General features: G+C 62.5%; 22 protein-coding genes. 15 read left to right on the top strand and 7 right to left on the bottom strand.

Annotation, left to right across the window (positions count from 1 at the left end):
* Positions 1 to 100 precede the first annotated feature (100 nt).
* From IB264_RS28575 to IB264_RS28560, 4 genes are all read left to right on the top strand, one after another.
* Positions 101 to 1,270, top strand: a complete 1,170-nt coding sequence (locus IB264_RS28575) for an HlyD family secretion protein (protein ID WP_246811841.1) — start codon at positions 101 to 103, stop codon at positions 1,268 to 1,270.
* 18 nt (positions 1,271 to 1,288) lie between these two features.
* Positions 1,289 to 2,857 (top strand): DHA2 family efflux MFS transporter permease subunit, encoded by a 1,569-nt coding sequence (locus IB264_RS28570; RefSeq protein WP_192434515.1) that lies wholly within the window; start codon positions 1,289 to 1,291, stop codon positions 2,855 to 2,857.
* Positions 2,858 to 3,344: 487 nt separating this feature from the next.
* The gene (locus tag IB264_RS28565; RefSeq protein ID WP_192434513.1) at positions 3,345 to 4,241 is read left to right on the top strand and encodes a LytTR family transcriptional regulator DNA-binding domain-containing protein; all 897 of its coding nucleotides are present in this window, start codon (positions 3,345 to 3,347) and stop codon (positions 4,239 to 4,241) included.
* A gap of 254 nt (positions 4,242 to 4,495) precedes the next feature.
* Positions 4,496 to 9,490, top strand: a complete 4,995-nt coding sequence (locus tag IB264_RS28560; protein WP_192434511.1) for an autotransporter domain-containing protein — start codon at positions 4,496 to 4,498, stop codon at positions 9,488 to 9,490.
* A 163-nt stretch (positions 9,491 to 9,653) separates the two neighbouring features.
* On the opposite strand, the gene IB264_RS28555 is transcribed toward IB264_RS28560, so the two are convergent.
* The gene (locus IB264_RS28555; RefSeq protein WP_192434509.1) at positions 9,654 to 10,541 is read right to left on the bottom strand and encodes a helix-turn-helix domain-containing protein; all 888 of its coding nucleotides are present in this window, start codon (positions 10,539 to 10,541) and stop codon (positions 9,654 to 9,656) included.
* 114 nt (positions 10,542 to 10,655) lie between these two features.
* Here IB264_RS28555 and pobA point away from each other — a divergent pair, with 114 nt between their 5' ends.
* Positions 10,656 to 11,828 carry a 4-hydroxybenzoate 3-monooxygenase gene (gene pobA, locus IB264_RS28550; RefSeq protein WP_192434507.1) on the top strand — a complete coding sequence of 391 codons (1,173 nt, stop codon included), beginning with the start codon at positions 10,656 to 10,658 and terminating at the stop codon, positions 11,826 to 11,828.
* Here the strand turns inward: pobA and IB264_RS28545 are convergent.
* Together IB264_RS28545 and pcaQ are read right to left on the bottom strand one after the other, a co-directional pair.
* The gene (locus tag IB264_RS28545; RefSeq protein WP_025429136.1) at positions 11,825 to 12,346 is read right to left on the bottom strand and encodes a GNAT family N-acetyltransferase; all 522 of its coding nucleotides are present in this window, start codon (positions 12,344 to 12,346) and stop codon (positions 11,825 to 11,827) included. The genes pobA and IB264_RS28545 overlap by 4 nt on opposite strands.
* Positions 12,347 to 12,448: 102 nt before the next feature.
* On the bottom strand, positions 12,449 to 13,375 hold the full coding sequence (gene pcaQ / locus IB264_RS28540; RefSeq protein WP_192434505.1) for a pca operon transcription factor PcaQ: 927 nt from the start codon (positions 13,373 to 13,375) through the stop codon (positions 12,449 to 12,451).
* A gap of 93 nt (positions 13,376 to 13,468) precedes the next feature.
* Here pcaQ and pcaD point away from each other — a divergent pair, with 93 nt between their 5' ends.
* The 5 genes from pcaD to IB264_RS28515 all read left to right on the top strand — a co-directional run bounded on the left by pcaD (position 13,469) and on the right by IB264_RS28515 (position 17,228).
* On the top strand, positions 13,469 to 14,281 hold the full coding sequence (gene pcaD / locus IB264_RS28535; protein WP_192434503.1) for a 3-oxoadipate enol-lactonase: 813 nt from the start codon (positions 13,469 to 13,471) through the stop codon (positions 14,279 to 14,281).
* Positions 14,274 to 14,678: a 4-carboxymuconolactone decarboxylase gene (gene pcaC / locus IB264_RS28530; protein ID WP_025429133.1), complete on the top strand. Its 405-nt coding sequence runs from the start codon at positions 14,274 to 14,276 to the stop codon at positions 14,676 to 14,678. The genes pcaD and pcaC overlap by 8 nt, the downstream gene beginning before the upstream one ends.
* Before the next feature lie 13 nt (positions 14,679 to 14,691).
* Positions 14,692 to 15,441, top strand: coding sequence for a protocatechuate 3,4-dioxygenase subunit beta (pcaH, locus tag IB264_RS28525; protein WP_192434501.1), 750 nt, complete (start codon positions 14,692 to 14,694; stop codon positions 15,439 to 15,441).
* Positions 15,441 to 16,055, top strand: coding sequence for a protocatechuate 3,4-dioxygenase subunit alpha (gene pcaG / locus IB264_RS28520; RefSeq protein ID WP_057218973.1), 615 nt, complete (start codon positions 15,441 to 15,443; stop codon positions 16,053 to 16,055). Before pcaH ends, pcaG begins: the two co-directional genes overlap by 1 nt.
* 117 nt (positions 16,056 to 16,172) lie before the next feature.
* Complete coding sequence (locus tag IB264_RS28515) at positions 16,173 to 17,228, top strand: 3-carboxy-cis,cis-muconate cycloisomerase (protein WP_084815272.1); 1,056 nt, start codon at positions 16,173 to 16,175, stop codon at positions 17,226 to 17,228.
* A 99-nt stretch (positions 17,229 to 17,327) separates the two neighbouring features.
* On the opposite strand, the gene IB264_RS28510 is transcribed toward IB264_RS28515, so the two are convergent.
* From IB264_RS28510 to IB264_RS28500, 3 genes are all read right to left on the bottom strand, one after another.
* Positions 17,328 to 17,663, bottom strand: a complete 336-nt coding sequence (locus IB264_RS28510; RefSeq protein ID WP_084815273.1) for a tetratricopeptide repeat protein — start codon at positions 17,661 to 17,663, stop codon at positions 17,328 to 17,330.
* Between the two features lie 33 nt (positions 17,664 to 17,696).
* Positions 17,697 to 18,287: a flavin reductase family protein gene (locus IB264_RS28505; protein ID WP_192434499.1), complete on the bottom strand. Its 591-nt coding sequence runs from the start codon at positions 18,285 to 18,287 to the stop codon at positions 17,697 to 17,699.
* A 61-nt stretch (positions 18,288 to 18,348) separates the two neighbouring features.
* Positions 18,349 to 18,957, bottom strand: a complete 609-nt coding sequence (locus IB264_RS28500) for a superoxide dismutase (protein ID WP_192434497.1) — start codon at positions 18,955 to 18,957, stop codon at positions 18,349 to 18,351.
* Positions 18,958 to 19,062: 105 nt separating this feature from the next.
* Here IB264_RS28500 and IB264_RS28495 point away from each other — a divergent pair, with 105 nt between their 5' ends.
* The gene (locus tag IB264_RS28495) at positions 19,063 to 19,761 is read left to right on the top strand and encodes a metalloregulator ArsR/SmtB family transcription factor (RefSeq protein WP_192434495.1); all 699 of its coding nucleotides are present in this window, start codon (positions 19,063 to 19,065) and stop codon (positions 19,759 to 19,761) included.
* Between the two features lie 147 nt (positions 19,762 to 19,908).
* On the opposite strand, the gene IB264_RS28490 is transcribed toward IB264_RS28495, so the two are convergent.
* Positions 19,909 to 20,676 (bottom strand): 3-hydroxyacyl-CoA dehydrogenase, encoded by a 768-nt coding sequence (locus IB264_RS28490; protein WP_057218967.1) that lies wholly within the window; start codon positions 20,674 to 20,676, stop codon positions 19,909 to 19,911.
* Between the two features lie 598 nt (positions 20,677 to 21,274).
* Here IB264_RS28490 and IB264_RS35650 point away from each other — a divergent pair.
* Genes IB264_RS35650 through IB264_RS28470 form a run of 4 tightly spaced genes read left to right on the top strand, consistent with a single transcriptional unit; the run spans position 21,275 to position 25,501 of the window.
* A complete protein-coding gene (locus IB264_RS35650; protein WP_156408149.1) occupies positions 21,275 to 21,328 on the top strand; it encodes a hypothetical protein in 54 nt (17 codons plus the stop codon).
* A 48-nt stretch (positions 21,329 to 21,376) separates the two neighbouring features.
* Positions 21,377 to 22,036, top strand: coding sequence for an ABC transporter ATP-binding protein (locus tag IB264_RS28480; protein WP_057218964.1), 660 nt, complete (start codon positions 21,377 to 21,379; stop codon positions 22,034 to 22,036).
* Positions 22,033 to 24,441 carry an ABC transporter permease gene (locus tag IB264_RS28475; RefSeq protein ID WP_192434493.1) on the top strand — a complete coding sequence of 803 codons (2,409 nt, stop codon included), beginning with the start codon at positions 22,033 to 22,035 and terminating at the stop codon, positions 24,439 to 24,441. Before IB264_RS28480 ends, IB264_RS28475 begins: the two co-directional genes overlap by 4 nt.
* A complete protein-coding gene (locus IB264_RS28470) occupies positions 24,431 to 25,501 on the top strand; it encodes a lipocalin-like domain-containing protein (protein ID WP_192434491.1) in 1,071 nt (356 codons plus the stop codon). Before IB264_RS28475 ends, IB264_RS28470 begins: the two co-directional genes overlap by 11 nt.
* The last annotated feature ends 169 nt before the right edge of the window (positions 25,502 to 25,670 follow it).

The following is a 25,670-nucleotide window of genomic DNA, read 5'->3' as shown; positions in this document are numbered from 1 at the left end:
TCATTTTTCAAATGCCAATTGATCATTTCATTCATTGCCGCTCAGGGCTCATATTGTCGAAATCTTGATCTGGTCCAATGGACCCAAAGGATTTACGGCAATGAACGCAGTCGTCACGGAACTTCCCATTCAGGACAAGCGAACGGCTCCGACGCAGACCCCAGCAACCGGCCGGTCGCAGAGCGACGAGCCGAGGCAGACGAAAAAGCCGCGCCGCAAGCGGAGCTATATTGCCCTTACGCGCTCCGCGGTCATCGTCATGGGCATAGGCCTTGCCACGGTCATACCGCTCGGCTGGGGGCAGTGGGTGGCCGGCTTCACCGACCAATCGACCGACAACGCCTATCTGCGCGCCGACACGACGCCGGTGAGCACACAGATCGGCGGACATGTCCGCGCCGTTCTCGTCAAGGATTTCGAGCGCGTGCACGCCGGCGATATTCTGGCCGAGATCGATCCTTCCGAATATCAGGCCAAGGTCAGCCGTGCGCGGGCTGCTGTATCGGCGGCCGAAGCGGCGATCCGCAACGTCGATAGCCGCGTGCAGTTGCAGCACCGCATCATCGCGCAGGCGCAAGCGAGTATTCAGGCGACGGCCGCAGACCGCGATCGCGCGGCCGCCGAGCATGGTCGGCAGAAGACACTCGCCCGCGACGGCTGGTCGACCGGCCAGAGGCTGGAAGAGGCGCTTGCCGCCATCCGCCGCTTCGAAGCCCAGATGATCGAAAAGCAGGCTGAAGTCGATGCCGAACGGCAACAGTTGGATGTGCTTGGCACGCAGCGTGACCAGGCATCGGCCGAGCTTGCAAGCCGGCAGGCGGAGCTTGAGCTCGCCGAAATCGAACTTGGCTATACCAAGGTCATCGCGCCGACCGACGGCGTCGTCAATGTGAGCAGTGTGCGTGCCGGCCAGTATGTGTCGGCGGGGACACGCGTGATCTCCGTCGTTCCGCTGCCGAACGTCTACGTCGTGGCGAACTACAAGGAAACGCAACTCGGCAAAGTCCGCGTCGGCCAGTCCGTCACGATCGCCGTCGACATGTTTCCGGGTGAACGCCTTGCCGGCCGCGTAGAACAGATCTCGCCGGCAAGCGGTTCGGAATTTGCCCTGTTGCCGGCCGACAACGCCACCGGCAACTTCACCAAGGTCGCGCAGCGCATTGCGGTGAAGATAGCGCTGACCGATGTGCCCGAGGGGCTGCGCCAGCTGCTGCGGCCCGGCATGTCGGTCGTATCGACCATTCACACCGATACTTCCGCCAAGGGTTGAGGACGGGGAGGGCTGACGATGACATCCGTTGCGATCGCAAAGCCTGGCGTACCGTTTCCAGGCCTGAAAACCATCGTGGCGGTCGGAGCCGTGCTTCTGGGCACCTTTACCTCGATCCTCAATTCGCGCCTGACCGAAATCGGGCTGGCGGATATCAGAGGCGCGCTGGGCCTCGGCTTCGATGAGGCGTCGTGGATCACGACGGCCTATGTCGTCGCCGAGGTTACGGCGATCCCGGCAGCGGTCTGGTTGCGTGGCATTCTCTCGCCGACGCGCGGGGTCATCATCGGCGCGGGGCTGTTTTCGATCTTCTCGCTGGTCATCCCGCTCAGTCCCAACCTGCAGGTGCTTTTGACATTGCAGGCGCTGAGGGGCTTGAGCGCCGGCATCCTGATCCCGATGGCTTATGCCGTCATCATGCGCCACTTGCCGCAGCAGCAGCGTCTCTATGGCTTGTCGCTCTATGCGCTCGTCTCGGCCGCCACGCCCAGTCTTTCGGTCTCGCTCGAGGCCTGGGTGATCGATCGCCTGTCCTGGCAGTTCCTCTTCTGGCTCAATGCCGTCCCCGGCGCGCTGACAGTCTTTGCCGCCGGTTATGGCCTGGCGCACGAGCCGATCAAATACATGCGTTTCCGCAAGGTGGACGGTTTTGGGCTCCTGGCACTTTCGCTTGGCCTGGCGGCAGCGGTAACGGCGCTCGACCAGGGTAACAGGCTGGATTGGCTACACTCGGGCCTGATCGTCGGGTTGCTTCTGGCCGGCGTGTTCCTGATCGGCGCCTACCTCGTCCACGCCGTGCTGCATCCGAACCCGGTCGTCAGTCCGAAGCTGCTTTGGCGGCGCAATGTCGGGCTCGGATTGCTGATGATGTTTGCCGTCAGGCTTGCCATCATGTCATCCGCCTTCCTGATCCCGCAATATCTGATCCGCGTTCAGGGCTATCGGGCGCTCGAAAGCGGCGGGCTGTTTCTCAATGCCGTGATCCCGCAACTGCTGCTGACGCCCGTCGTCGCTTGGCTCTGCTACAGGGTCGACCCGCGCAATCTCTTGGCCGTAGGCGGGATCCTGGCCGGCGGCGGCATCCTGATGGCGGTCAATCTCTCCAGTGTCTGGGCGGCCGGCGATTTCCTGATGCCGGTGATGCTGCAGGCGCTCGGGGCGCCACTGTTGGCGGTGCCGACCATGGTTCTGATCACCGAAGACATCCAGTTCCAGGAAATACCCTGGATCGCTTCCCTCGTGCATATCGTCAGGACTGTCGGGTCGGCCGTCGGCATGGCGCTTGTTGCTACGGTCGTGCGCGTGCAGGAGCAGGTTCATTCCAACCTGATCGGCCTTCATGTGCACAGCGGCAACTCCGAAGCGCTCATTCGTATAGAGACGCTCGCGCGCACGCTGCGGCCACGGGCGTCTGGCGAACAGGATGCGATAGGGCAGGCGACTGCAATGGTGGCCAGGGTGGTTCAACGGGAAGCCTATACAATGAGCTACGCCGACGCCTTCTTCCTGCTCGGCATCATCATGCTGCTGGCGACGGCGACGTCGCTCGCCATGCGCCGGCCATCGCTGCCGGGGCGGTTCCTGTAGCGGAAAAGCCACGTCTCCTTCGGCTTGTGGGGCGCGTCTGCTCTCTACCCGCGAAGCTTTCGCTCTGGCCCTGCGGCACAACCGCCGATATCGCTTCGTTTTGCCAACCATCGACCCAAAAAAGGGGGGCTTGGGCGATGCAGATGGCTCTTGCATTTTTCTCACGTTCAACCTCAACTGGCGGCCGTGGGCGGATGCTGCGTTGCGAAACGCTGCTGCATGACGATGGAGGGGGGCCATCGGAACGCGCGCACTTGAGTAATTATCGATTTCAGAGCTCCGCTTGTCGCCGCCCCTCGGCGATCATCGGACGTGTCCGTCGTTGTCACGCCATGGTTTCCTGGGGCGGCAACGACACATTGCGAAGCCTACCCCATTCCTTATTCACATATTGGTCGCCATGAACGAACAGTTTCAACCGTCCGACCTTTCCGACACAGCGCCGCCCTACGAGTTGATAGAAATTGCCGAGTGTTTCCAGCCAATCGTGGGACAGCCTTCGTATGACTGGGCCTATCTGGCGGCCACTCACCTCATCGGCTCGCCTGCCAACGTCGCGATTTCGGCAATCCTGGAGGAAACCGGCAGGCTCGCCGGCGCCGATCGCGCCTGGATGTTCGAATACGACGACGATCTTCTGCGGTTCCGCAATACCCAGGAATGGGCCCGCGAGGGCGTGTCGTCGCACGTAGAAGATCTGCAGCAGACGCCGGTGACGATGATCGGCTGGCTGCATCAGTGGCTGGTCGCCGGCAAGGCGGTCATGATCAATGACGTCGCCAACCTTCCGCGTCCCGCGCGCGTCCTTCAGGCGGAAATGCTGCGTCAGAACGACAAGAGCGTCCTGTGCGTGCCGGTCTTTCATGACGGCACCTTGCGCGCCTGTATCGGCTTTGATGCGACGCGCGCGAAACGCCGGTGGCCGGTGCCCGAGATCCACCAACTTGCCCGCTGTGCAAAACTGATCGGCATCGCTCGCTATGGGCGAGCCCCGACGGACGGTCAACGCGACGGAAGCACCGTCAGCGCACTCACCGGCACCGAGCCCCTCGTGCATCTGCATATGCCGGGGCGCACGCGCGGCGTTCCGCTGGCAGCGATCGTCGGATTGCGTTCCGCCAAAGACTACACGCAGATCTGGTTGAGAGACGAAGCGGCGGTGCTCGATCTACGGCCGTTGTCGTTTTGGATCGGCCTGCTTCCGAAGTCGAACTTCCTGCGCATCCACCGCACCACGGTGATCAACATTTCTCATGTGACCGAGTTGGACCGTCACGCAGGCCCGACCAGGCAGGGTTGGGTTGTGCGCCTGCGCAAGCTCAATACGCCATGGGCCGTATCACGGCCCTACAGGCAGGAATTGCGCAGCCGGCTGGGGATCTGAGATTGTCCACAATCGCCGACCTCCCGCTTTGTCGTTTCGTCGAACCTGTAGGTTGTTTCGTCGATTGGCCGTTGCCGCTTTAGGGTTGCCGTGCAAGCCAGCATCCTGGGATATTTGGGATGATGGCGAGGGGCAAGCCTTTGAAAAAGATCAATTGTACGAACAAGGGCTTGGCTGGCGGGCTTGAGGGTGAGGAGAGCCGGGGTAATCGGCCCTTGGCGAGACGTCGCCCGGTGGGCGGCAGGCAACGCCTCTTGCTGAGTAGCACAGCGCTATGGCTGTTTGCCGCTTCTGGTCTTGCCCTCGGCATGGTCGCGATCACGCCTTCGTCTGCTGAGGCGGCAGGAAAGGGCGGCAACGGCGGTAGCACAGGTGGTGCCGGTGGTGGCGTGGACGGAAACCTGCAGGGCACACCTGGCGCCGATGCGACCTATTCCGGAAATGGCGGCGGCGGTGGCGGGCCGGGTGCCGCCGGCGGCGCGGGAAGTCAGCTCGGTACCGGTGTTGCCGGCACTGGCGGCGCAGGCGGTACCGTTGGCAGCCCGAATGGAACGTCAGGCGGTAATGGCAGCGGCAGCAGCGGCAATTATGGTGGCGGCGGCGGCGGTGGTGGTGGCGCGCACGGCAGCGTTGGAGTTGCCGCTGGCCGCGGTGGCGATGGTGGTTCTTCGCCAAGTGGCGACGGCGGTGGTGGCGGTGCTGGTGGTTATGGCCGGATTGTCGCCTCTGGCAGCACCGATAGCATTACCGGAGCGACAGTCTCAGGCGGGCAGGGCGGACATGGCGGTGCCGGCGGGGGAGCGTCGGGAGGCGTTGGGATTGGTGGCAGCGGTGGTGACGGCGGTGATGGCGCCGCGCTGATCGGTGGCGGCACATTGACGGTGAACACGCAGCTTACCGGCGGCAACGGCGGCAACGCCGGCGCCGGCGGCGACGTTACTGAAAAGCGCAATGGTGATGGCGGCATCGGCATTAGCGCGTTGAACGGCGGCACGCTGATCATCAATGGCAGCGTGACGGGCGGCGTGGCAGGAAGCGGCGGGACGGGCGGCGCGCATGGAGCCGGCATTTTTGGCCGAAACCTGGATGTAACCCTGGGCGCCTCCGGGTCGATCATCGGCGGCAATGGCGGCAGCGCCAATGCCATGACCTTCGATGGTGGTGCGAACACGTTCCGGTTTCTCGCGGCGACGCCGGGTCTTGCGGGCAACATCGCGATCAACAATTCCGCCAGCCTGACGATCGACCAGACCGGTAGCGGCAGGATCAGCAATACGATTACCGGCAATGGCTCCCTCATCAAATCCGGCAACGGCACGCTGACGCTGACGGGGATGAACACCTATACGGGTGCGACGAGCATCGCGGCAGGTGGTACGCTTGCGCTTTCCGGCCAGGGGCGGATCAACGCCTCGAGCGGCTTAACCGCCGACGGCGTCTTTGACGTCTCGGCGGCATCTTCGGCACAAATCAACTCGCTTGCCGGCAGCGGGCAGGTGGTGCTCGGTGGCAAGACATTGATGATCAACAACGCCGCGGGCACTTTCTCCGGCGCGATCAACGGCACCGGCGGCATCTCGGTCAATGGTGGCACGCAGGTGCTGACCGGCACCAACGGCTTCACCGGCGGTGCCGGTATCGCTCAGGGTGCGACGCTGCAGATCGGCAATGGCAGCACCGGTGGTTCGCTCGCATCTGATGTGACCAACTACGGTGCACTGACCTTCAACCACTCCGACAATGTCACCTATGCCGGCTCGATCAGTGGCCCCGGCTCGTTCTCCCAGATCGGCAGCGGCACGCTGACCTTGACGGCGACCAGCAGCAGCCGCGGTCCGGTGACGATCGGAACGGGCAGCACGCTGCAGCTCGGCAATGGCGGCACGACCGGCTGGATCGGCGGAACCAACAACTTCGTCGGCTCGATCACCAACAATGGTGCTCTGGTCTACAACCACTCCAACAATGTCAGCTATGCCGGCAAGATCAGCGGTACCGGCACACTCTCGCAGGCCGGAACAGGCAGGCTCACACTGACGGGCGACAGCTCGTTATTCGGCGGCGCAATGTCGGTTACGTCGGGTACGACTTATGTCAACGGCCAGCTTGGCGGCAACGTCAATGTCGGCACCGGCGGTACGCTCGGCGGATCGGGCAGGATCGCAGGCGACGTGACGGTCGATGGCACGCTTGCGGCCGGAAACAGCCCGGGCACACTGACGATCGGTGGTGACCTGATACTGAACGGTGGCTCCACATCGGTATTCGAGCTGAACACGCCCGGTATCGCCGGCGGCGTGGGTGCTGGCGGAAACGACCTGGTGAAGATCGGTGGCAACTTGACGCTCGGTGGCGCGCTGAACGCTCAGGTGGCATCCGCCGGATATTACCGGCTGTTCGAATATGACGGTTCGCTGTCGGGTAGTTTTGCCGCGACCGCGGCGACATCGACGGCGCCGGGCTTCAGCGTTGCCAGCCATCAGGTCCAGACGGGCATCGCCAAGCAGGTCAACCTGTCGGTGCTCGGCAGCGGCCAGACCCTGCATTTCTGGGATGGAGCAGATACGGCCGGCAATGGCGCGGTCAATGGCGGCACCGGCACTTGGACGTCGGCCGGCACCAACTGGACGGGCGATCCGTTGCACGCCGGCATCAATGGCAGCTTTGGCGGATCCGTCGGCGTCTTTGCCGGCGCGACCGGTGGTGTGGTCAATGTCGTTGGCACGCAGAGCTTCGACACGCTGCAGTTCTCCACGACGACCGATGGCAGCGGTTACACCATCAATGGCGGCGTGCTCGCCTTCAATCCGGCAAGCGGCATGGCGGCAACGATCAATGTCGGCAGCGGCGTCGCAACGACGATTGGCACGGTGCTGCAGAACGGTGCAACCGGCAGCGGGCTCAACAAGGTCGGCAACGGTACGCTGACGCTGACGGGAATGAACACCTATACGGGCGCGACGAGCATTGCGACCGGCGGCACGCTTGCGCTGTCCGGCCAGGGGCGGATCAACACCTCGAGCGGCTTGACCGCCAACGGCGTCTTCGACGTCTCGGCGGCTTCATCGGCACAAATCAAGTCGCTTGCCGGCAGCGGGCAGGTGGTGCTCGGTGGCAAGACATTGATGATCAACAACGCCGCGGGCACGTTCTCGGGCGCGATCAACGGCACCGGCGGCATCTCGGTCAATGGCGGCACGCAGGTGCTGACCGGCACCAACGGCTTTACTGGCGGCGCCGGTATCGCTCAGGGTGCGACGCTGCAGATCGGCGACGGCGGCACGGGCGGATCCCTTGCATCGAACGTCACCAATTATGGCGCGCTCACGTTCAACCAGTCAGACAATGTGACTTATGCGGGTTCGATCAGCGGCCCTGGCTCGTTCTCGCAGATCGGCAGCGGCACGCTGACCTTGACGGCGACCAGCAGCAGCCGGGGTCCGGTAACGATCGGTACGGGCAGCACGCTGCAGCTTGGCAATGGCGGCACGACCGGATGGATCGGCGGCACCGGTAACTTCGCCGGCTCGATCACCAACAATGGTACCGTGATCTTCAACCGCTCGAACGACGTCAGCTTTGCCGGCACGTTTTCCGGCAGCGGTGCGCTGAGCCAGGTTGGTACCGGCAAACTTACGCTGACGGGCGTCAACACCTTTACCGGTGACACGGCCATCACGTCGGGTTCGCTGGTCGTCAACGGCTCGCTTGCAACCTCCCGCCTGACGACCATCTACCGCGGCGCTCGCCTCGGCGGCACCGGCACGCTTGGAAACACGACCATCCAGAGCGGCGGCGTGCATGCGCCCGGCAATTCGATCGGCACACAAACCATTGCCGGCAACTATACCAACAACGGCGTCCTACAGATCGAAGGCACGCCTGCGAGCACCGACAAGCTTATCGTTTCGGGCGCAGTTGATATTTCCGGTGCGACGCTTGATCTTCTGCTCTCTCCCAACACGGCGGCGAGCTGGAGCCCGGTCAACGGCCCGTTCATCCTCATCGACAAGCAGAGTTCAGGCGCCATAACCGGGACCTTTGCCTCGATCGTCGACAATCTGGTCTTCCTCGATCCGACCGTCGACTATAGCGGCGGCGACGGTAACGACCTGTCGCTTAAGCTGACCCGCAACGACATCAGCTTTGCCAGCGTCGCCCGCACGCGCAACCAGATTGCCGCTAGCACCGGTGTTGATGGACTGGGGGTTGCGAGCCCTATCGTCAATGCACTCTCGCTTGCAGCAACGCCCGAGGCCGCGCGCACGGCCTTCGACCTGCTTTCCGGCGAAGTGCATGCCTCCTTCCAGTCGATCCTGATCGAGGACAGCCGGTTCCTGCGCGACGCGGCAAACGATCGTTTGCGCTCGGTTCTTGGCGCCGTGGGTGCCAAGCAGACTTCCGGAAACAGCACGGCGGCTGAGACGGGCGAGCTCGCCATCTGGTCGCAGGGTTTCGGCTCCTGGGGCCGTTGGGATGGCGACGGCAATGCGGCAAAGGCGGATCGCTCCATCGGCGGCTTCTTCGTCGGTGCCGATACGCAGGTGGACGAATGGACCGTCGGCGCGCTTGCGGGCTATTCGCGCTCTTCGATGGACATCGACGCACGGTTTTCTTCGGCGACATCCGACAACTATCATCTCGGGCTCTATGCCGGTGGACAATGGGGCGACGCTTCGCTGCGAACAGGTGCTGCCTATAGCTGGCATGACATTGAGACGAGCCGCTCGGTTTCGTTCCCAGGGTTCTCCGATCGTCTTGACGCCGACTATGATGCCGGCACCGGCCAGGTCTTTGGCGAGTTCGCCTATGCCGTCAGGACCGGCACGGTCGAGTTTGAGCCGTTTGCCAATCTCGCCTATGTGCAGCTCAACCGCGATGGTTTTGCGGAATACGGCGGGGCAGCTGCGCTCGTGGGCAGCGACGCGTCGCAGGACACGACATTCACGACCCTCGGTCTGCGCGCAGCATCCAGTTTCGACCTCGGCGGTGTACTGGCGACGGCGCGCGGCACGATCGGTTGGAAACACGCCTTCGGCGATACGCTGCCGCTGTCGTCGAACGGGTTCTCGTCTGCGAGCACCTTTACCATCGCCGGTGTTCCGATCGCCGAGGATGCGGCGGTGCTCGAAGCCGGTCTCGACTTTGCTCTTACGCCGGATGCTAATCTCGGGCTGATTTACGCCGGACAGTTCGCCAGCGGCGTCAGCGATCAGACGTTCAAGGCAAATCTGAGCCTCAAGTTCTGAGGGATCCGATTCGACACAGACAGCCGCTTGCCTAGGTCCTGTGTGATCTTGGCCGGCGGCTGTTTCGTTTCGGAAACGGAGGCGAAAAAGCAGGTGGCCGCAATAGGCAGCGCCACCACCAGGAGCGCGCGGCCGGCTCGGCAATTGATTGCCATCAGAGTGCCTATGCTCCGAGCTTCGTGCGCTCGGCAAGCCGCCAGGCCCTCGGTGTCATGCCGGTCTGGCGCAGGAAGAAGCGAGAGAAATAGGCGGGATCGGCGAAGCCGAGCCGGAAGCTGATCTCCTGCACGCTGCCGCGGGTGAAGACGAGCTCGCGCCGTGCTTCGTCCGTCAGCTTGCGTGCGATGATCTCGTGGGCGCTTTGGCCGGTGATGCTGCGGGCGATACGGTTGAGATGCGTCGGCGATAGGCCGATCTCGCGTGCGTAGAACGCTGCAGGCTTGTGCGCGCGATGATGTTGCTGGACGAGGCTGAGGAAAAGTTCGACGCGCTGTTCGTTTTCTGTGTCGGCGGCGTCGTCCTCGACGGGTTGCGCTTCATCGAGGCGGGCGCCCAGCGTCAACGCCGACGTCAGATAGGCATCGAGCAGGTCGGTGCGGTGGCTCCGGCTGGCTTCCCATTCCGCACCCAGCCGCGCAAGGGTCAATGCCACATAGCGGCCGTCGTCGCTGCCGTCGAGGCGGGTGAGACGTGGCGTCGCCATCCAGGCGCCGAGCCGGCTGCGCTCGCCGGGCGATACCCTGAGATGCGTGGCGAGGACCGTGAACACGAACCCGTCGACATCTCGGGAAAAGCGGAAGCCATGGCTGATCGCCGGCGGCACGGTGATCATCACCGGGGGACGAATAGGGTGCGCCGTGTCGCCGAACACTGCGTCTCCCGATCCGCCGGCAATGTACAAGATCTGAAAGAAACTCTCATGACGATGCAGCCCGATCTCCCAATGATGCAGGCTGCTGCGCGACGGGATCGTCTCACAATGCAGCCAGAAATCCGGCCGTTTCAGCGATTGTTCGCCGTAAAGCTGGTAGGTTGGAACCGTTCTTTTCATCGCCCGCATCCGTTGGTGATGTTCGATTAGTGCAATTTCCTGACCGAAATGTCCATTGAGCCTGATGGCTCTCCCGAGCAGAGTCTTGTCAAAAGGCAATTTCGGGAGGAATGCATGCGCACACAGGTCGTCATCATCGGGTCAGGTCCATCGGGCCTTCTGCTCGGGCAATTGCTGACCGGTGCCGGCATCGACAACGTCATCCTCGATCGCGTGAGCAAGGACTACATTCTTGGCCGGGTGCGGGCCGGCGTGCTGGAGGAGGGAACGGTCAACCTGATGGACCTTGCGAAGGCCGGCAAGCGCATGCATGCCGAAGGCCTGCCGCATGACGGCTTTTCGCTCGCCTTCGATGGCCGGGATCATCGTATCGACCTCTACGACCTGACCGGCGGCAAGCGCGTGATGGTCTATGGCCAGACGGAACTGACGCGCGACCTGATGGAAGAGCGCGCGCTCACCGGCGCACCGTCGATCTACGCTGCGGCAAATGTCGAACCGCATGATTTCGATGGCCACAATCCATACGTCACCTATGAACTGGACGGCATAAGTCATCGTATCGATTGCGATTTCATCGCCGGTTGCGACGGCTTTCACGGGATCAGCCGCAAGTCGGTTCCTGAAAAGGCGATCCGCACCTTCGAAAAAGTCTACCCCTTCGGCTGGCTCGGCATTCTTGCCGATGTCCCGCCGGTCAGCCATGAACTGATCTACGCCAACCATCCGCGTGGGTTTGCCCTTTGCTCGATGCGCTCGCAGACCCGCAGCCGCTATTACCTGCAATGCGCGCTCGACGAGAAGATCGAGGCTTGGACGGATCAGCGCTTCTGGGACGAACTCAGGCGGCGATTGCCGGCGCACCATGCCGAGGCGTTGGTCACCGGCGCGTCGTTTGAAAAATCGATCGCGCCGCTCCGCTCCTTCGTCGCCGAGCCGATGCGTTTCGGGCGGCTGTTCCTGGTTGGCGACGCCGCGCATATTGTGCCGCCGACCGGTGCCAAAGGTTTGAACCTTGCGGCAAGCGACGTGCACTACCTCTTCGAAGGGCTGCTGGAACATTACCAGGACCGCTCGAATGCCGGGGTCGAGGCCTATTCGACGCATGCCCTAGCGAGAGTGTGGAAGGCGGTGCGGTTTTCCTGGTGGATGACCACGATGCTTCACCGTTTTCCGGATACCGGCGATTTCGACCAGAAGATCCAGGAGGCGGAGCTCGATTATCTCACCCATTCGCGCGCCGCCTCGACAGCGCTTGCCGAAAATTATGTCGGGCTGCCGTTCTAAGCCAGGTTGTTCGCCGCGAGATCGCTGCGCAGCATGCCGTAAATGGCGGTGTCCCACCTGATATCGCCAACCCTGGCCGACGACCGCCGAACGCCTTCCCCGATAAAACCGAGCTTCAGATAGGTGCGGATTGCGGCCGTGTTGAAGGTATAGACGTTGAGTTCCAGTCGCTCGAAGCGGGCGTCTGCGAAGAAGCGCGCGATGATGCGCTGGAGAAACGGATGGGCGAGGCCTTGGCCACGAAGCCGCGGATTGATCGCCACGCGGCTGAGCCGACCGACGCCATTTTCCCAGTCGAGCGCGACCTGGGCGTGACCGGCCAGATTGTCGTCGACAATGCCGGCAAACATCCAGCGCGTCGGTGCATCCCCGGATGTCGAAGCCTGCATCTCCTCGAGCTGCGTCTCATCAAGCGGAAAGCGGAGCCCGGGCCCGCCCCATTGAATGAGCGCTTCGGCAGTCGGGAACCAGTCCAGCATGTCGGCAATGTGGTGTCCGGCGAAGATTTCGAGCTGCATTGGATCGATCGCATGGTGGTTTCGGTGAACGGATGAGGGCCGCAATCTCGGCTGACGAGGAGGTTTTGTAAAGGTGGCTCGGTGTCCGTTACCGGACGACCGTCAGGCTTTCGGCGCGATAGCCGCTGCCGCCTCGCGGATGGTCTGCATCAGGATGGAAAGCGGCAGCGACGGAATGGCGTCCGCGCGCATCGTCAGGCCAACCGGGCCCTTTGTCTCGCTGGTGTCGATCGGCAGGACCGCAAGTGTGCCATCCTCGATGTCGCTGGCAACGACACCCGCCGAAATGATCCAGATCGCGTCGCTGGCGCGCACGAAGGCGCGGCCGAAGGCGTCGGAGACCGTTTCGATCTGGTTCGGCAGGCCCGGTATGCCGTTGGCAATCAGGAAGTGTTCGACGAAGGGGCGGATGATGGAGGCACGCGTCGGCATCAGCACCGGGTAGTCGCCGAGATGAGCGAAGGCCGATTGCGCGCCGGAAAGTAAGGGATGACCGGCTCGAGCGGCAAAAACCACCTGTTCGGAATAGAGGTGCTCGAAGGAAAAGCCGGTCATCTTTTCCGGCGCCGCCAGCCGGCCGACGACGAGGTCGAGATCGCCGACCCGCAACTGTTCGAGAAGCACGGCATTCTCGCCGGTGACGATCTTGATCCGTGCGCCGGTATCCTCCTTCAGGAACAGCGACATTGCCCGCGGCATGATCCGCGTCGAGACCGTCGGCAATGCTCCGATGCGCACCGGCAAGCCATCACCGGAGCGCTCCTGCGAGACCGAATCGAGCCCCTGGCGCAGTGCCGTTAGCGCCGCACCGGCATGGCGAAGAAAGACCTCGCCATAGCGGGTGATCTTGATGCCGCGTCCCTCGCGCTCGAATACCGCAACCCCCAGAACCTCCTCCAGCTCGCGGATCGTCTTGGTGACAGCCGGCTGGCTGACATGCAGGAGTTCGGCCGCCTTCATGACGCTCTTCTGCCGTGCGACCTCGACAAAAGTCTGCAGATGACGAAACTTGACCCGAGCGTTGACCATGGAATTCATAACTCGTGAGTTAATGGAATGCCGTGAAATATCATTTTACCTAACCAGATTAAACAGACAATTTGGTTGCAGAGGAGAAGCGCCGTGCAGTTTGCCCGCATCAACGACATCACAATCCACTATCAGGTCATCGGCGCCACGGCCGAGCGGCCGGTGCTGGTCTTTGCCAATTCGTTGGGCACCGACTTTCGCATCTGGCGTGACGTCATCGTCCGCCTTGCCGGCGACTATGCGATTGTTCTCTACGACAAGCGCGGCCACGGTCTCTCCGATATCGGTCCGCTCCCTTACGCGATCGAAGACCACGCCAATGACCTTGCCGGCCTACTCGACATGCTCTCGGTCAGCCAAGCGATCGTGTGCGGCCTCTCGGTCGGCGGGCTGATTGCCCAGTCGCTCTATCAGCGGCGGCCGGATCTCGTGCGGGCCCTCGTTCTCTGCGATACCGCGCACAAGATCGGCACGCCGGAACTGTGGGCGCAGCGCATCGCGGCCATCGAAGCCCATGGCATTGAGGCGATCGCCGACGGCATCCTTGAACGCTGGTTCACGCCTGAGTTCCGACGCCCTGAAAATGCAGCGTTGATAGGCTACCGCAACATGCTGATCCGCCAGTCGGTAACGGGCTATGCCGCCACCTGCGGTGCGATCCGCGATGCCGATTATACCGAAGCGGCTGGGCGCATCGCCGTGCCCGTCCTTTGCGTCGTCGGCGACCAGGACGGATCGACGCCGCCGGATGTGGTGCTTGGCACCGCTCGCCTTATTCCCGGCGCCCGCTACGAGGTCATCCGCGATGCCGGGCATATCCCTTGCGTTGAAAAGCCGGAGGCACTGACTGCGGTATTGCGCGCCTTTTTTGAGATTGTAACGCATGGAGACAACAGCCATGAGTGATGCCTTCGCGCCCTCCGACCGCTATCGCCAGGGCATGGCGACGCGGCGGGCCGTCCTTGGCGACAACCACGTGGACCGTGCGCAATCGGCCTCGACCGATTTCGACCGGCCGTTCCAGGAACTGATCACCGAGGCGGCCTGGGGACACGTCTGGTCGCGACCGACCTGGACGAAACGCGAGCGTTCGATCGTAACCATCGCGCTTCTGGCGGCACTTGGCCAGGACGAAGAGGTTGCCATGCACGTGCGTGCGACCGCCAATACCGGCGCCAGCCGTGACGATGTCTGCGAGGCGCTGTTGCATGTGGCGATCTATGCCGGCGTTCCGGCGGCCAACCACGCAATCAAGATCGTCAAACAGGTCTTTGCGGAAATGGACGCCGGCAAGGCGGCCTGACGGGAGCAACGAGATGTCCGATGGAGCCAACCGGAAGCCGGAGACCGGCGCCTTTTTTCCCCGCGACAGGAACTGGCATGCGCCGGCGCTGACGCCAGGCTACAAGACCTCGGTGCTGCGCTCGCCGCAGAAGGCGCTTTTGTCGCTCGACGGCACCATTTCCGAAATCACTGGCCCGGTCTTCGGTCATTCGATTCTGGGCGATCTCGACAACGATCTCATCCACAACTTCGCCAAGCCGGGCGAAAGCGCGATCGGCGAGCGCATCATCGTTCATGGGCGCGTACTTGACGAACGCGGCCGGCCTGTTCCCGGCGCTCTTCTTGAATTCTGGCAGGCCAATGCCGGCGGGCGCTATCGCCACAAGAAGGAAAGCTATCTCGCAGCGCTCGATCCGAATTTTGGCGGCTGCGGTCGCACGATCACCGATGAGGAAGGCTTCTATTCCTTCCGCACGATCAAGCCCGGACCCTATCCCTGGCCGAATGGTGTCAACGACTGGCGCCCTGCCCATATCCATTTCTCGGTTTTCGGCCACGGCTTTGCGCAGCGATTGATCACCCAGATGTATTTCGAGGGCGATCCGATGATCTGGAAGTGTCCGATCGTCAACACGATCGCCGATCGCCGTGCGATCGAGCAACTGATCGCGCCGCTCGATTGGGCAAACACCATTCCGATGGATGCGCGGGCATACAAGTTCGATATCGTCTTGCGCGGTCGCCGATCGACGATGTTTGAAAACCGCATGGAGGGCAATTGATGGTCCAGGCGCTCGGCTATTTCAAGGAAACGGCGTCGCAGACAGCCGGTCCCTATGTGCATATCGGCCTCACGCCGAATTTCTGCGGCATTGGCGGCGTCTATGACGCCGACCTCGGCACAACGATGGTGAGCGAACGCACGCTCGGCGAACGCATCACCGTCAGCGGCCGGGTGCTCGATGGTACGGGGACGCCGCTTCGGGATGCGCTGGTGGAAATCTGGCAGGCAGATGCGGCAGGGCTCTACAATTCGCCGTCGGAAATGCGCGGCGCGGCGGATCCGAGCTTCTCCGGCTGGGGACGGTGTCCGACCGGTGCAGAAGACGGCGTCTTCCGTTTCGACACGATCAAGCCGGGGCCCGTGCCCTTCAAGGACGGCCGGCCGATGGCGCCGCACATCACATTCTGGATCGTCGCGCGCGGCATTAATATCGGATTGCACACACGGATGTATTTCCCCGATGAAGCCGAGGCGAACGCCGCCGATCCCTTGCTTTTGCGCGTCGAGCATCGCCATCGCGTCGCGACGCTTGTCGCGACCGGCAGCGCCCCTAGTTATGTCTTCGACATTCACCTGCAGGGTGAGAAGGAAACGGTCTTCCTCGACATCTGAAGCCGGAATGTCACGCGAGAGGCCGATCCGTTGCATCTTGCTGCATGGACGGCGCAAGGCAGACCGTGGCATTCCGTTCAAGCGCGAGCGGGCATCGCGACATCAATCGGGGGGACCATGACCTATTCCGCTTTCGATCATCCCTATCTCTCCGGCCTTCTGGGCGACGAGGCGGTCGCCGCCGAGTTTTCGACTGCCGCCGACATTCATGCGATGCTCTCCTTCGAGGCGGCGCTGGCGCGCGCGGAAGCGATCCACGGGGTCATCCCGGAAAGTGCTGCCGACCGCATCACCGAGGCCTGTCGCGGGTTTTCTCCCGATGTCGCAGCGCTCAGGCGGGCCATGGCTGTCGACGGCGTCGTCGTTCCTGAACTTGTTCGACAGTTGCGTGCGGCCGTCGGCGGTGAGGCTGCAGCGCATGTGCATTTTGGTGCGACCAGCCAGGATGTCATCGATACGAGCTTGATGCTGCGCATGAAGGCTGTTGCCGAACTCTTCGGCACTCGTCTTGGTGATGTCGTTTCGGTGCTTGAGGAATGCGACGATCGATGGGGCGAGCGGATGCTGATGGGCCGCACGCGCATGCAGGCGGCTATACCAATCACGGTATCCGATCGCTTGCGCACCTGGATCGAACCCTTGCTCGATCACAAGGATCGGCTGCAGGCGATGGATCGCGACCTCTTTGCGGTCCAGTTCGGCGGTGCGGCAGGCACGCTCGACAAGCTGAATGACAAGGCCGACGATGTTCGTGCCACGCTGGCCGAGGAACTGGCGCTTGCCGACTTCCCGCAATGGCATAGCCAGCGTTCCGAAATTGCCGACTTCGCCAACGCGCTGTCGCTCGTCACCGGCAGCCTCGGCAAATTCGGGCAGGACGTCGCGCTGATGGCGCAGCAGGGCGATGAAATCGAACTTGCCGGTGGCGGTGGATCGTCGGCGATGCCGCACAAGCAGAACCCGGTTGCCGCCGAGGTGCTGGTGGCGCTTGCGCGGTTCAATGCGACGCAGCTTTCCGGCATCCATCATGCGCTGGTGCACGAGCAGGAGCGCTCCGGTGCTGCCTGGACGCTCGAATGGCTGATCATGCCGCAGATGGCGGGGGCAACCGCAGCGGCGTTGCGTCTAGCAGCCGAGCTTGCCGGCAATATCAGGCGGCTTGGCTCCGCCTGACGCCTAGCGCATCGCAATCCCTAGAAGTCGCGACTGCGCTTCAGGTTCTTGTTTTGCGCATGTCGGTATCGCCACTTTTGCGCGACATGCTTTGAGCCGTTAGGGCGAGCCTTTGTTCGCGGCCGCACACTGCTTGTCCAGCCGCTTGAGGAAGACGTTGATCTCGCGCGCCACCTGCAGGTCGCCCTTTTTCTCGGCCACGGATCGCCCCTCAGTCCAGATGCGCCGCGCCTCTTCGATGCGGTTCAGTTTCAGCATCGCCGCGCCGATGAGCTTCCAGGCGGCCGAATAGCTGGGATCGAATTCGATTGCACGCCTGAGGTGGAGAAGGGCGGTCTCGGCATCCGTCTCCTGCAGACAGATGCTGCCGAGGGTGAAGCGCAAGAGCGCGTCATCACGCCCGTCGTCCAGAAGTTTTTCAAGCACCTGTCGCATGGTCGCTCCCAAATGGGTGTCCGTTCGCGCCGCTCAGAGTGTTGGGCACGAGGTGGCCGATGGCAATGGGCGCCCGCCAGATGTGGCGGAAAAGGGCGCCGATCGCTCAAGTGCCTGGTATTGCCGCTCGCTCCAGAGCAGAGGGTCGGCATAGCCAGCGGTTTCCGTGGCGATGATTGTTCCGACAAAGAGCCGGTGGTCGCCAACAAGGATGGAAGCACTGAGGACGCAGTCGAGCCCGGCGGCGGCGCCGAGAAGACGCGGCCGGCCGGAAGGCCAGTCCGCCCAGATGCCGACGAGATAGCGGCTGGCTGCCGCGACCCGGCCGGCGAAGGCGTCGGCAACCAGTTCCTGCCCCTGGGCGAGCATCGCCAGCGAAAATCCATGCTGTTTCGATATGGCGTCGGCAAGCGCGCTACCCGCCTTGATCGAGACGACTATGGACGGAGGGTTTGCGGAAAGCGAGAAGACGGCGGTCGCCGTCCGGCCCTGGCACTCGGAGCCGCTGCCGGAGCTGACGACGCAGACGGTTGACGCCAGCCGCGCCATCGTGTCTGCGAACAGAGGTCTGGTGACGGCAAGTTCGGCGTGAGCGTCGATATCGACAGAGGTGGTCTGGGTCATGGGCGCAATCCGGCTGAGGCATGGGCGTGGTGCCGCCGGCGCGGCACCACGGAAGGCGTGATCAGGCGGACTTAAGCTCAGCCTCGGCGAACTCGTAGTTCGCCAACCGATCGAGGAAATTGCTGACATAGTCGGGGCGGCGATTGCGGTAATCGATGTAGTAGCTGTGTTCCCACACATCGAGACCGAGCAGGGCCTTGCCCTCATTGGTGGCGATCGGGTTCGAGCCATTGGCAGTCTTCGTCACCTTGAGCTTGCCGCCGGCGTCGAGCACGAGCCAGGCCCAGCCGGAACCGAACTGGCTGGTGGCCGCCGTCTTGAACGCGTCCTTGAAGGCGGCGACGCTGCCGAAGTCTTCCGCGATCTTCTTCTCAAGACTGTCCGGGATGCGCCCGCCCTTGGAGGAGAGATTGTTCCAGAACAGAATGTGGTTCCAATGCTGTCCGGCATTGTTGAAGACCGGCGCCAATTCCGCCTTGCCGTTGGCATGGCGAACGATGTCTTCCAGCGAAAGGCCAGCGAGAGCCTGGTCCTTTTCAACGAAGCCGTTGAGGGCGGTGACATAGGCCTGGTGGTGCTTGCCGTGGTGGAATTCCAGCGTCTCGGCGCTCATTCCGGCTTCGGCCAGAGCGCCGATGGAAAAGGGGAGGGAGGGGAGTTCGAAAGCCATGGTTGAAATCCTCTTCGGCCGGATGGAACGCAGCGAATGTCTTGTGCGAGATCCATCCGGTGTGTATTTAACAAGACAATTCTTTGTAAATCTCCGGGCAATAATATGTCAAGCGATCACTTGTTAAATCCGGATCAAAGCCAGGGACGTTCGCCGGCCGAACGCATCCTGCTGGCGCTGAAGCTGCATGGGCCGCAGACGGCGGCGGCACTCGGCAAGCGCCTGTCGATATCAGGTGAGGCGGCGCGCCAGCAACTCGTGCGCCTGGCCGAGGAGGGGCTGGTAAATTCCTGGTCGGAGGCGCGGGGCGTCGGCCGACCCTCGCAGTTCTGGGGGCTGACCGCCTCGGGCCATGCGGAATTTCCCGATACCCATGCGGAGTTGACTGTCCAGCTGCTGCGCACAATCCGCCAGACGCTCGGCGACGCGGCGGTCGATCGGGTCATCGCGGCGCGCGAGGAGGAGACGCGAACCGGCTATCGCGCAGCGCTCGACGGCGCCATTAGCCTGCGTGATCGGGTGGAGAAGCTCGTGCGCCTGCGAACCGCCGAAGGCTACATGGCCGGCTACGAGGAGACGGGCGACGGCACTTTTCTCTTCGTCGAGAACCATTGTCCGATCTGCGCCGCCGCTGCCAGTTGCCAGGGCTTTTGCCGTGCGGAGATCAATATCTTCCGCGACATTCTCGGTCGCGACGTCGCGGTCGAGCGCACCGAACATATTCTCGCCGGCGCACGCCGTTGCGCCTATGTCATTGCCCCGGTTCAATCGCGGGCGGTGCACGGTGAGCGTTCCGGCGCCTGATTTTCAGATGCTGTACGGAAATGCTTGTGGCGCCGCGCGACAAACACGGCGTCCAAGGGATGCCATACCGTTCGAAACACGCTGCCTGTTCAGACAGTAGCACATTTGGCCGGACGCAACGCGCATCCGGGCTCTCAGATATCAGTCTCAGCGTGCGCCCATGCGAAGCGCTCCGTCGAGGCGGATGACTTCGCCGTTCAGCATCCGGTTTTCGCAGATATGCTGGACAAGGGCCGCGAATTCCTCCGGCTTGCCGAGGCGCTGCGGGAAGGGAACGCTCTTGCCGAGCGAGTCCTGTACTTCCTGTGGCATGCCGGCCATCATCGGTGTTTCGAAGATGCCCGGCGCGATCGCCACGACACGGATGCCGTGCCGTGCCAGTTCGCGGGCAATTGGCAGCGTCATGGCGACGACGCCGCCCTTCGAGGCGGAATAGGCAGCCTGGCCGACCTGCCCGTCGAAGGCAGCGACAGATGCGGTGTTGATGATGACGCCACGCTCGCCGTCGTCGCCGGGCGCTTCCTTTTCCATCGCCGCCGCCGCCAGGCGGATCATGTTGAATGTGCCGATCAGATTGATGCCGACCGCACGCGCAAAGCTGTCGAGCCGATGAGGGCCGTCGCGCCCAAGTACCCTTTCGCCCGGCGCGATGCCGGCGCAATTCACCAGCCCATTAAGATGGCCGAAGGTATCAACGGCGGCGGAAACTGCGGCTGCGCCATCGGTCTCGCTCGTGACATCCGTCTTGACGAAAAGAGCATTGCTCCCAAGCGCCTCGGCCATCTCCCGCCCGGCGTCTTCGTTGATATCAGCAAGGACGACACGAGCGCCCTTGCCGTGGAGCAGGCGTGCAACGCCGGCACCAAGGCCAGATCCGCCACCGGTCACAATGAAGACTTTTCCGTCGATCAGCATTCCAGAACTCCTCCAATACCGAACTCCGCCACCGTTTGGCAGTTGTCGCCAACGACAGGGGCCGGAGTTCACCGCCATCAGGCGGTGATGGCGAGACGTTAGCCTCTTTGAAACGCGGCGGAAATCGGCCGAAGTGATTTTTGATTTTGTGTTGCCGATAAAATGGCGTCCCTCCTGCCGCCGTCAACGGCTGCACTCGTTGGTGGGCAAGGCTCTTGTAGAAAGACACGGCGTTTGACCTAACTGGTGCAACAAATTCAATCGCTTAGAATGACCTGCGCCATCGCAAAATATCCCAAATGTCAGCCTAATTTGACCGCACCTCTAACCTGTAGAAATCGCTATGATTTTTTGAGTGCTGTCGGGGTGCTTTTTTGATGGTTTCCTAGCGCTGGGGCGGTCGCGTAAATTAAGCGGAAGCGAACTCCGCCTTGACTTCCGCTGATATCCCGCACGTAGAGTCTCTCGCCACCGCCTTCATCTCCGAGCTCGTCTTGGTGGCGAACCAAGTCGCAGGCTTGACGGCCTTCGAACAGCGCCGGCTGCTTGAGCGTGCGGTAGTGACGATCCGTGAAATGCGCGAGAACGTCGGGATTTCATACGCCAACTATGCACCGCGCCTGTCGCTGTTGCCGTACCAGTAGTCAAATAGCAAGGTGAGGCGTGGTAACCGGCGTCGGTGCCGCTAGATTAACTCTCTATGATTCTGAACCTGACCGACATCACGAAATCCTACGACACCGCTGAGGGTCCGACTGCCGTTCTCCGGGGGGTTGATCTTCACCTCGACAGGGCACAGAGCCTGGCTCTTACAGGTGAGTCTGGAAGCGGTAAAAGCACATTGCTTCATCTGATAGGCGGCCTGGACAAACCGGACAGCGGCACGATCTTGGTCAACGGGCGTGATATCGGGCAGCTCGACGACAGCGGTCGCGCGCTCTACCGCCGAACTGAGGTCGGCGTCGTCTTTCAACAGTTCAATCTGATCCCAAGTATCAACGTTGCGGCGAACATCTCCTTCCATGCCAAGCTGGCGGGACGCTCCGATCCCGTCTGGGAAGCGGAGCTCGTCGAGGAGCTCGGCCTCGGCCAACTCCTGGGCCGTTACCCCGAACAGCTCTCGGGCGGCCAACAGCAGCGGGTCGCCATCGGGCGGACGCTTGCGGCGCGACCGCCATTGATCCTAGCCGATGAACCGACCGGAAATCTCGACGAGGCGACAGCCGATGTCGTGCTTGATATTATGCTGAGGCTCAGCAAATCGGCCGCTACGGCGCTCTTACTCGTGACCCATTCCAGCCGCCTGGCCGAAAAACTCGATCGTCGAATTCTGCTTCGCGGGGGGAAGGTGGTCGAATGAGCCGGATCGCTTTCTGGGCTCTGCTTTCGCACTGGCGCTACAGGCCGCTGCAGTGCGCGACACTGATCCTCGGGATCGCGCTCGCGACGGCGCTCTGGTCTGGCGTGCAGGCGATCAACGCGGAGGCCCGCGCAAGTTATCAACGCGCGGCGACCGTTTTCGAACAGGGTAATCTTGTGCAGCTGGTTGCGAGGGACGGCTGGGGGATTTCACCGCAAACGTACGCGAAACTCCGCAGGGGGGGCTGGAGCGTTTCTCCCGTGATCGAGGGCGATCACAGGTTCGGCCAGAGCCGCATTAGGCTGATCGGTATCGATCCATTGACGATGCCTTCGGAGGGACAAGGATTCCAGGTTTCAAACGCGTCGGACCTCGTCGAATTTGTCGGCGGTGCCGGACAAATCATCGTCTCGGCAGCAACGGCCGCGCGGCTCAAGGAAACTGACGGCCTATCAGTTAAGATCGCTGCCGATCTTCCAGACGACACGGCCTTCGTCGACATCGGCGTCGCCGATCGTCTTCTGAACCGCGATGCGGCTTTGAGCAGGATCGTCGTCACGCCGTCGCAGAAGCCCGGGCTCGCTCCCGTCGGAAATCTCGCGCCCGAGCTCGTTGTTAGAGATGCCGGTGAACGCCCTGATGTTGCACGGCTTACCGACAGCTTCCACTTGAACCTTACCGCGTTTGGCTTCCTGGCTTTCGTAGTCGGCCTCTTCATCGTCTATTCGGCCACGGGACTGTCTTTCGAGCAGCGACGCGGCACATTCAGGACGCTCAGGTCGTTGGGGATCTCGCTGCGAAGGCTCACGACGATGTTGCTCATCGAGGTCACTGCTTTCGCGCTGATCTCCGGCGTTCTAGGCGTGGTCATCGGCTACTTCGTGGCGTCGGCGCTACTTCCAGGGGTCGCGGTAACGCTGCGAGGCCTCTACGGAGCAAGTGTGTCCGGAACGTTGACCCTCAGACCGGAGTGGTGGGCGGCCGGACTGGCAATGGCGTTGCTTGGTTCCATTCTGTCATCGGCACAGAGCCTCTGGCGCGTTTGGACCATGCCGATACTTGCGGTACCGCAGCGGAGAGCCTGGGCGCGGGCGTCGGCAGCCGGGCTAGCAGTGCAGGCGGCCACTGGTCTGTTGTTACTGCTGTTCGCGCTTGGGCTGGCCTCATTCGGCACCGGCCTGTATTCCGGTTTCGCTGTGCTCGCGGGTCTACTGCTCGGTGCGGCGTTAATCCTGCCCGCCCTGTTGGGGTTCGCGATGAGCACCGGGGAGCGGCTTTCCAAGAATGTGCTCGCGAACTGGTTCTGGGCCGACACGCGACAGCAGTTGCCCGGCCTATCCTTGGCGACTATGGCGCTCCTGCTCGCACTTTCCGCGAACATCGGCGTCGGCACCATGGTGGCGAGCTTCCGGCAAACGTTCTTGGGATGGCTCGACCAGCGTCTAGCCGCCGAGGTTTACGTCACGGCTCGCGATGAAGGCGAGGCCGCGCGCTTGCGTGAGTGGTTTCCCGCACACACGAAGGCCATCTTGCCGATCTGGAGCATCGAGGGCGACGTCGTTGGACAACATATGCAGATATACGGCGTCGCCGACGACCCCACCTATCGGGATCACTGGCCCCTGATTGTCGGCTCTGCCGGGGTCTGGGACGAGCTCGCAAGCGGGCGGGGCGCGCTCGTGAACGAGCAGTTGTGGCGGGGTGGGAAAGCCGCGCCCGGACAGGAGATTGAGCTTCCGGGCGGTTGGCGGACAAAGGTGGTCGGCGTGTTTTCGGACTACGGCAATCCGAACGGCCAGGTCATCGTGGGGCTTAACGCTCTTGTCCGGCACTATCCGGAGGTTCCAAAACTGCGCTACGGGCTTCGCATGGATCCCATGCAGGTCGCGGACTTCAGGCAGCGGCTCGTCCGCGAAGTGGGTCTGCCGGAAAGCAGTATTATCGACCAGGCGTCGCTTAAACGACAATCCACCGCCATCTTCGAGCAGACCTTCGCCGTCACCGGAGCGCTGAATGTCCTCACGCTGGCTGTAGCAGGATTCGCGATGTTCTCCAGTTTGCTGACGCTGTCTTCCGTTCGCTTGCCGCAATTGGCTCCCGTATGGGCAATGGGGCTACGCCGTCGCGATCTCGCGCTCTTCGAAGTTGTCCAGACAATCGCCCTCTGGCTGATGACCTTCGTCGTCTCCATCCCGGTCGGGCTGGCACTCGCCTGGGTTCTGCTGGCGATCGTCAACGTAGAGGCTTTCGGATGGCGGCTGCCGCTGGTGCTTTTCCCTCTGGACTGGCTGAGGCTCGGGGCGATCGCCTTGGCCGCCGCTCTGATATCGGTGCTGATCCCGGTACGACGGCTGGCCACAACCGATCCGGCAGACCTTTTGAGGAGCTTCGCCAATGAACGCTAAAGCGATGATGCTCCTGCTAATTGCGTTTGCCACCTTGCTGGCCCCGGCGGCGGGCCTCACTCAAGGGTTCGCGGGCCTCGGCTCGGACGCCCAAGGCTTTGCCGTACCACAACGAGGAGTCACGCTGGTGTTCCCCAGAGATCATGGAGCCCATCCGGACTTCAGAATCGAGTGGTGGTACGTAACTGCAAACCTCGAGACGTCCGACGGGCAACGCACGGGCGCGCAGTGGACGCTTTTCCGTTCCGCCCTTGCTCCTGGAAATCGTCCCGGCTGGTCCGACCCGCAAATCTGGATCGGGCATGCCGCGATGACCACGGAAAACCGCCACTATGTAGCGGAGCGGCTTGCAAGGGGCGGAGTGGGACAGGCCGGAGCCACCCCCGAACCGTTCGAGACGTGGATCGACGACTGGCAGATGAAAGCCTCCGGAGGTGCCGCCCACGACCAGTTGGACCATCTTGATCTCAGGGCGAGCGGCAAAGATTTCGCCTACCAGCTGGTGCTCCGGGCGAAGGGACCGTTGGCGCTGCAGGGAGACCGTGGTTATTCGGTCAAGTCCCTGGCAGGCCAGGCGAGTTATTACTATTCTCAGCCGTTCTACGAGGTCCGCGGCACCGTGGAGCTCGACGGCAAGCCGCTCGATGTCTCGGGAAAGGCTTGGCTCGACAGGGAATGGTCGTCGCAGCCGCTGGCTTCCGACCAGACCGGCTGGGACTGGTTCTCGCTTCATCTTGCCTCGGGGGAAAAAGTGATGGCGTTTCGCTTGCGCGACGGAGGCGAAGGCTACACCTCCGCGAACTGGATCGCGGCCGACGGGAAAACGTCACCGCTTGCTTCAAACGATGTAGTCTTCGAGCCGCTACGGACAGCTGAGGTCGGCGGTCGATCGATGCCAGTCGAGTGGAGGGTCAGGATCCCCTCCCGAGGTCTCGATATCAGAACGACAGCACTGAACGATCAGTCGTGGATGGCGACATCGACCCCGTACTGGGAAGGCCCCATCGCATTTGATGGTAGCGTTTCGGGCGAGGGGTATCTTGAGATGACTGGGTACTAGTTGGCGCAGGCTGGCACACCTTCAAGACCGTGGGAGAAGTAGAAGCCACAAAGCTCAATCGTGGCAACAGTTTCAGCCTTCGGGATAAATGGAACATGCGAGAAGGGTAGGTCTCGCTTTCGTAAAGGTGCTTCCGGGGCACAAACGTTCAAGCCGATCCAGCTGCGAG

Origin of the sequence: Ensifer sp. ENS11 (assembly GCF_014851895.1) — a bacterium.
In the GTDB taxonomy this organism is placed as follows: domain Bacteria; phylum Pseudomonadota; class Alphaproteobacteria; order Rhizobiales; family Rhizobiaceae; genus Ensifer; species Ensifer canadensis.
This window is presented reverse-complemented; position numbering and strand designations above follow the sequence as displayed.

Coding starts and splice junctions, on each gene's coding strand:
- IB264_RS28570 (WP_192434515.1), top strand. CDS start 1,289: ATGACATCCGTTGCGATCGCAAAGCCTGGCGTACCGTTTCCAGGCCTG.
- IB264_RS28510 (WP_084815273.1), bottom strand. CDS start 17,663: ATGCGACAGGTGCTTGAAAAACTTCTGGACGACGGGCGTGATGACGCG.
- IB264_RS28490 (WP_057218967.1), bottom strand. CDS start 20,676: ATGCTGATCGACGGAAAAGTCTTCATTGTGACCGGTGGCGGATCTGGC.
- IB264_RS28495 (WP_192434495.1), top strand. CDS start 19,063: ATGTCAAGCGATCACTTGTTAAATCCGGATCAAAGCCAGGGACGTTCG.
- IB264_RS28545 (WP_025429136.1), bottom strand. CDS start 12,346: ATGCAGCTCGAAATCTTCGCCGGACACCACATTGCCGACATGCTGGAC.
- IB264_RS28505 (WP_192434499.1), bottom strand. CDS start 18,287: ATGACCCAGACCACCTCTGTCGATATCGACGCTCACGCCGAACTTGCC.
- IB264_RS28475 (WP_192434493.1), top strand. CDS start 22,033: ATGAGCCGGATCGCTTTCTGGGCTCTGCTTTCGCACTGGCGCTACAGG.
- pcaC (WP_025429133.1), top strand. CDS start 14,274: ATGAGTGATGCCTTCGCGCCCTCCGACCGCTATCGCCAGGGCATGGCG.
- IB264_RS28480 (WP_057218964.1), top strand. CDS start 21,377: ATGATTCTGAACCTGACCGACATCACGAAATCCTACGACACCGCTGAG.
- IB264_RS28470 (WP_192434491.1), top strand. CDS start 24,431: ATGAACGCTAAAGCGATGATGCTCCTGCTAATTGCGTTTGCCACCTTG.
- IB264_RS28500 (WP_192434497.1), bottom strand. CDS start 18,957: ATGGCTTTCGAACTCCCCTCCCTCCCCTTTTCCATCGGCGCTCTGGCC.
- pcaG (WP_057218973.1), top strand. CDS start 15,441: ATGGTCCAGGCGCTCGGCTATTTCAAGGAAACGGCGTCGCAGACAGCC.
- pobA (WP_192434507.1), top strand. CDS start 10,656: ATGCGCACACAGGTCGTCATCATCGGGTCAGGTCCATCGGGCCTTCTG.
- IB264_RS28575 (WP_246811841.1), top strand. CDS start 101: ATGAACGCAGTCGTCACGGAACTTCCCATTCAGGACAAGCGAACGGCT.
- pcaQ (WP_192434505.1), bottom strand. CDS start 13,375: ATGGTCAACGCTCGGGTCAAGTTTCGTCATCTGCAGACTTTTGTCGAG.
- pcaH (WP_192434501.1), top strand. CDS start 14,692: ATGTCCGATGGAGCCAACCGGAAGCCGGAGACCGGCGCCTTTTTTCCC.
- IB264_RS28555 (WP_192434509.1), bottom strand. CDS start 10,541: ATGAAAAGAACGGTTCCAACCTACCAGCTTTACGGCGAACAATCGCTG.
- IB264_RS28515 (WP_084815272.1), top strand. CDS start 16,173: ATGACCTATTCCGCTTTCGATCATCCCTATCTCTCCGGCCTTCTGGGC.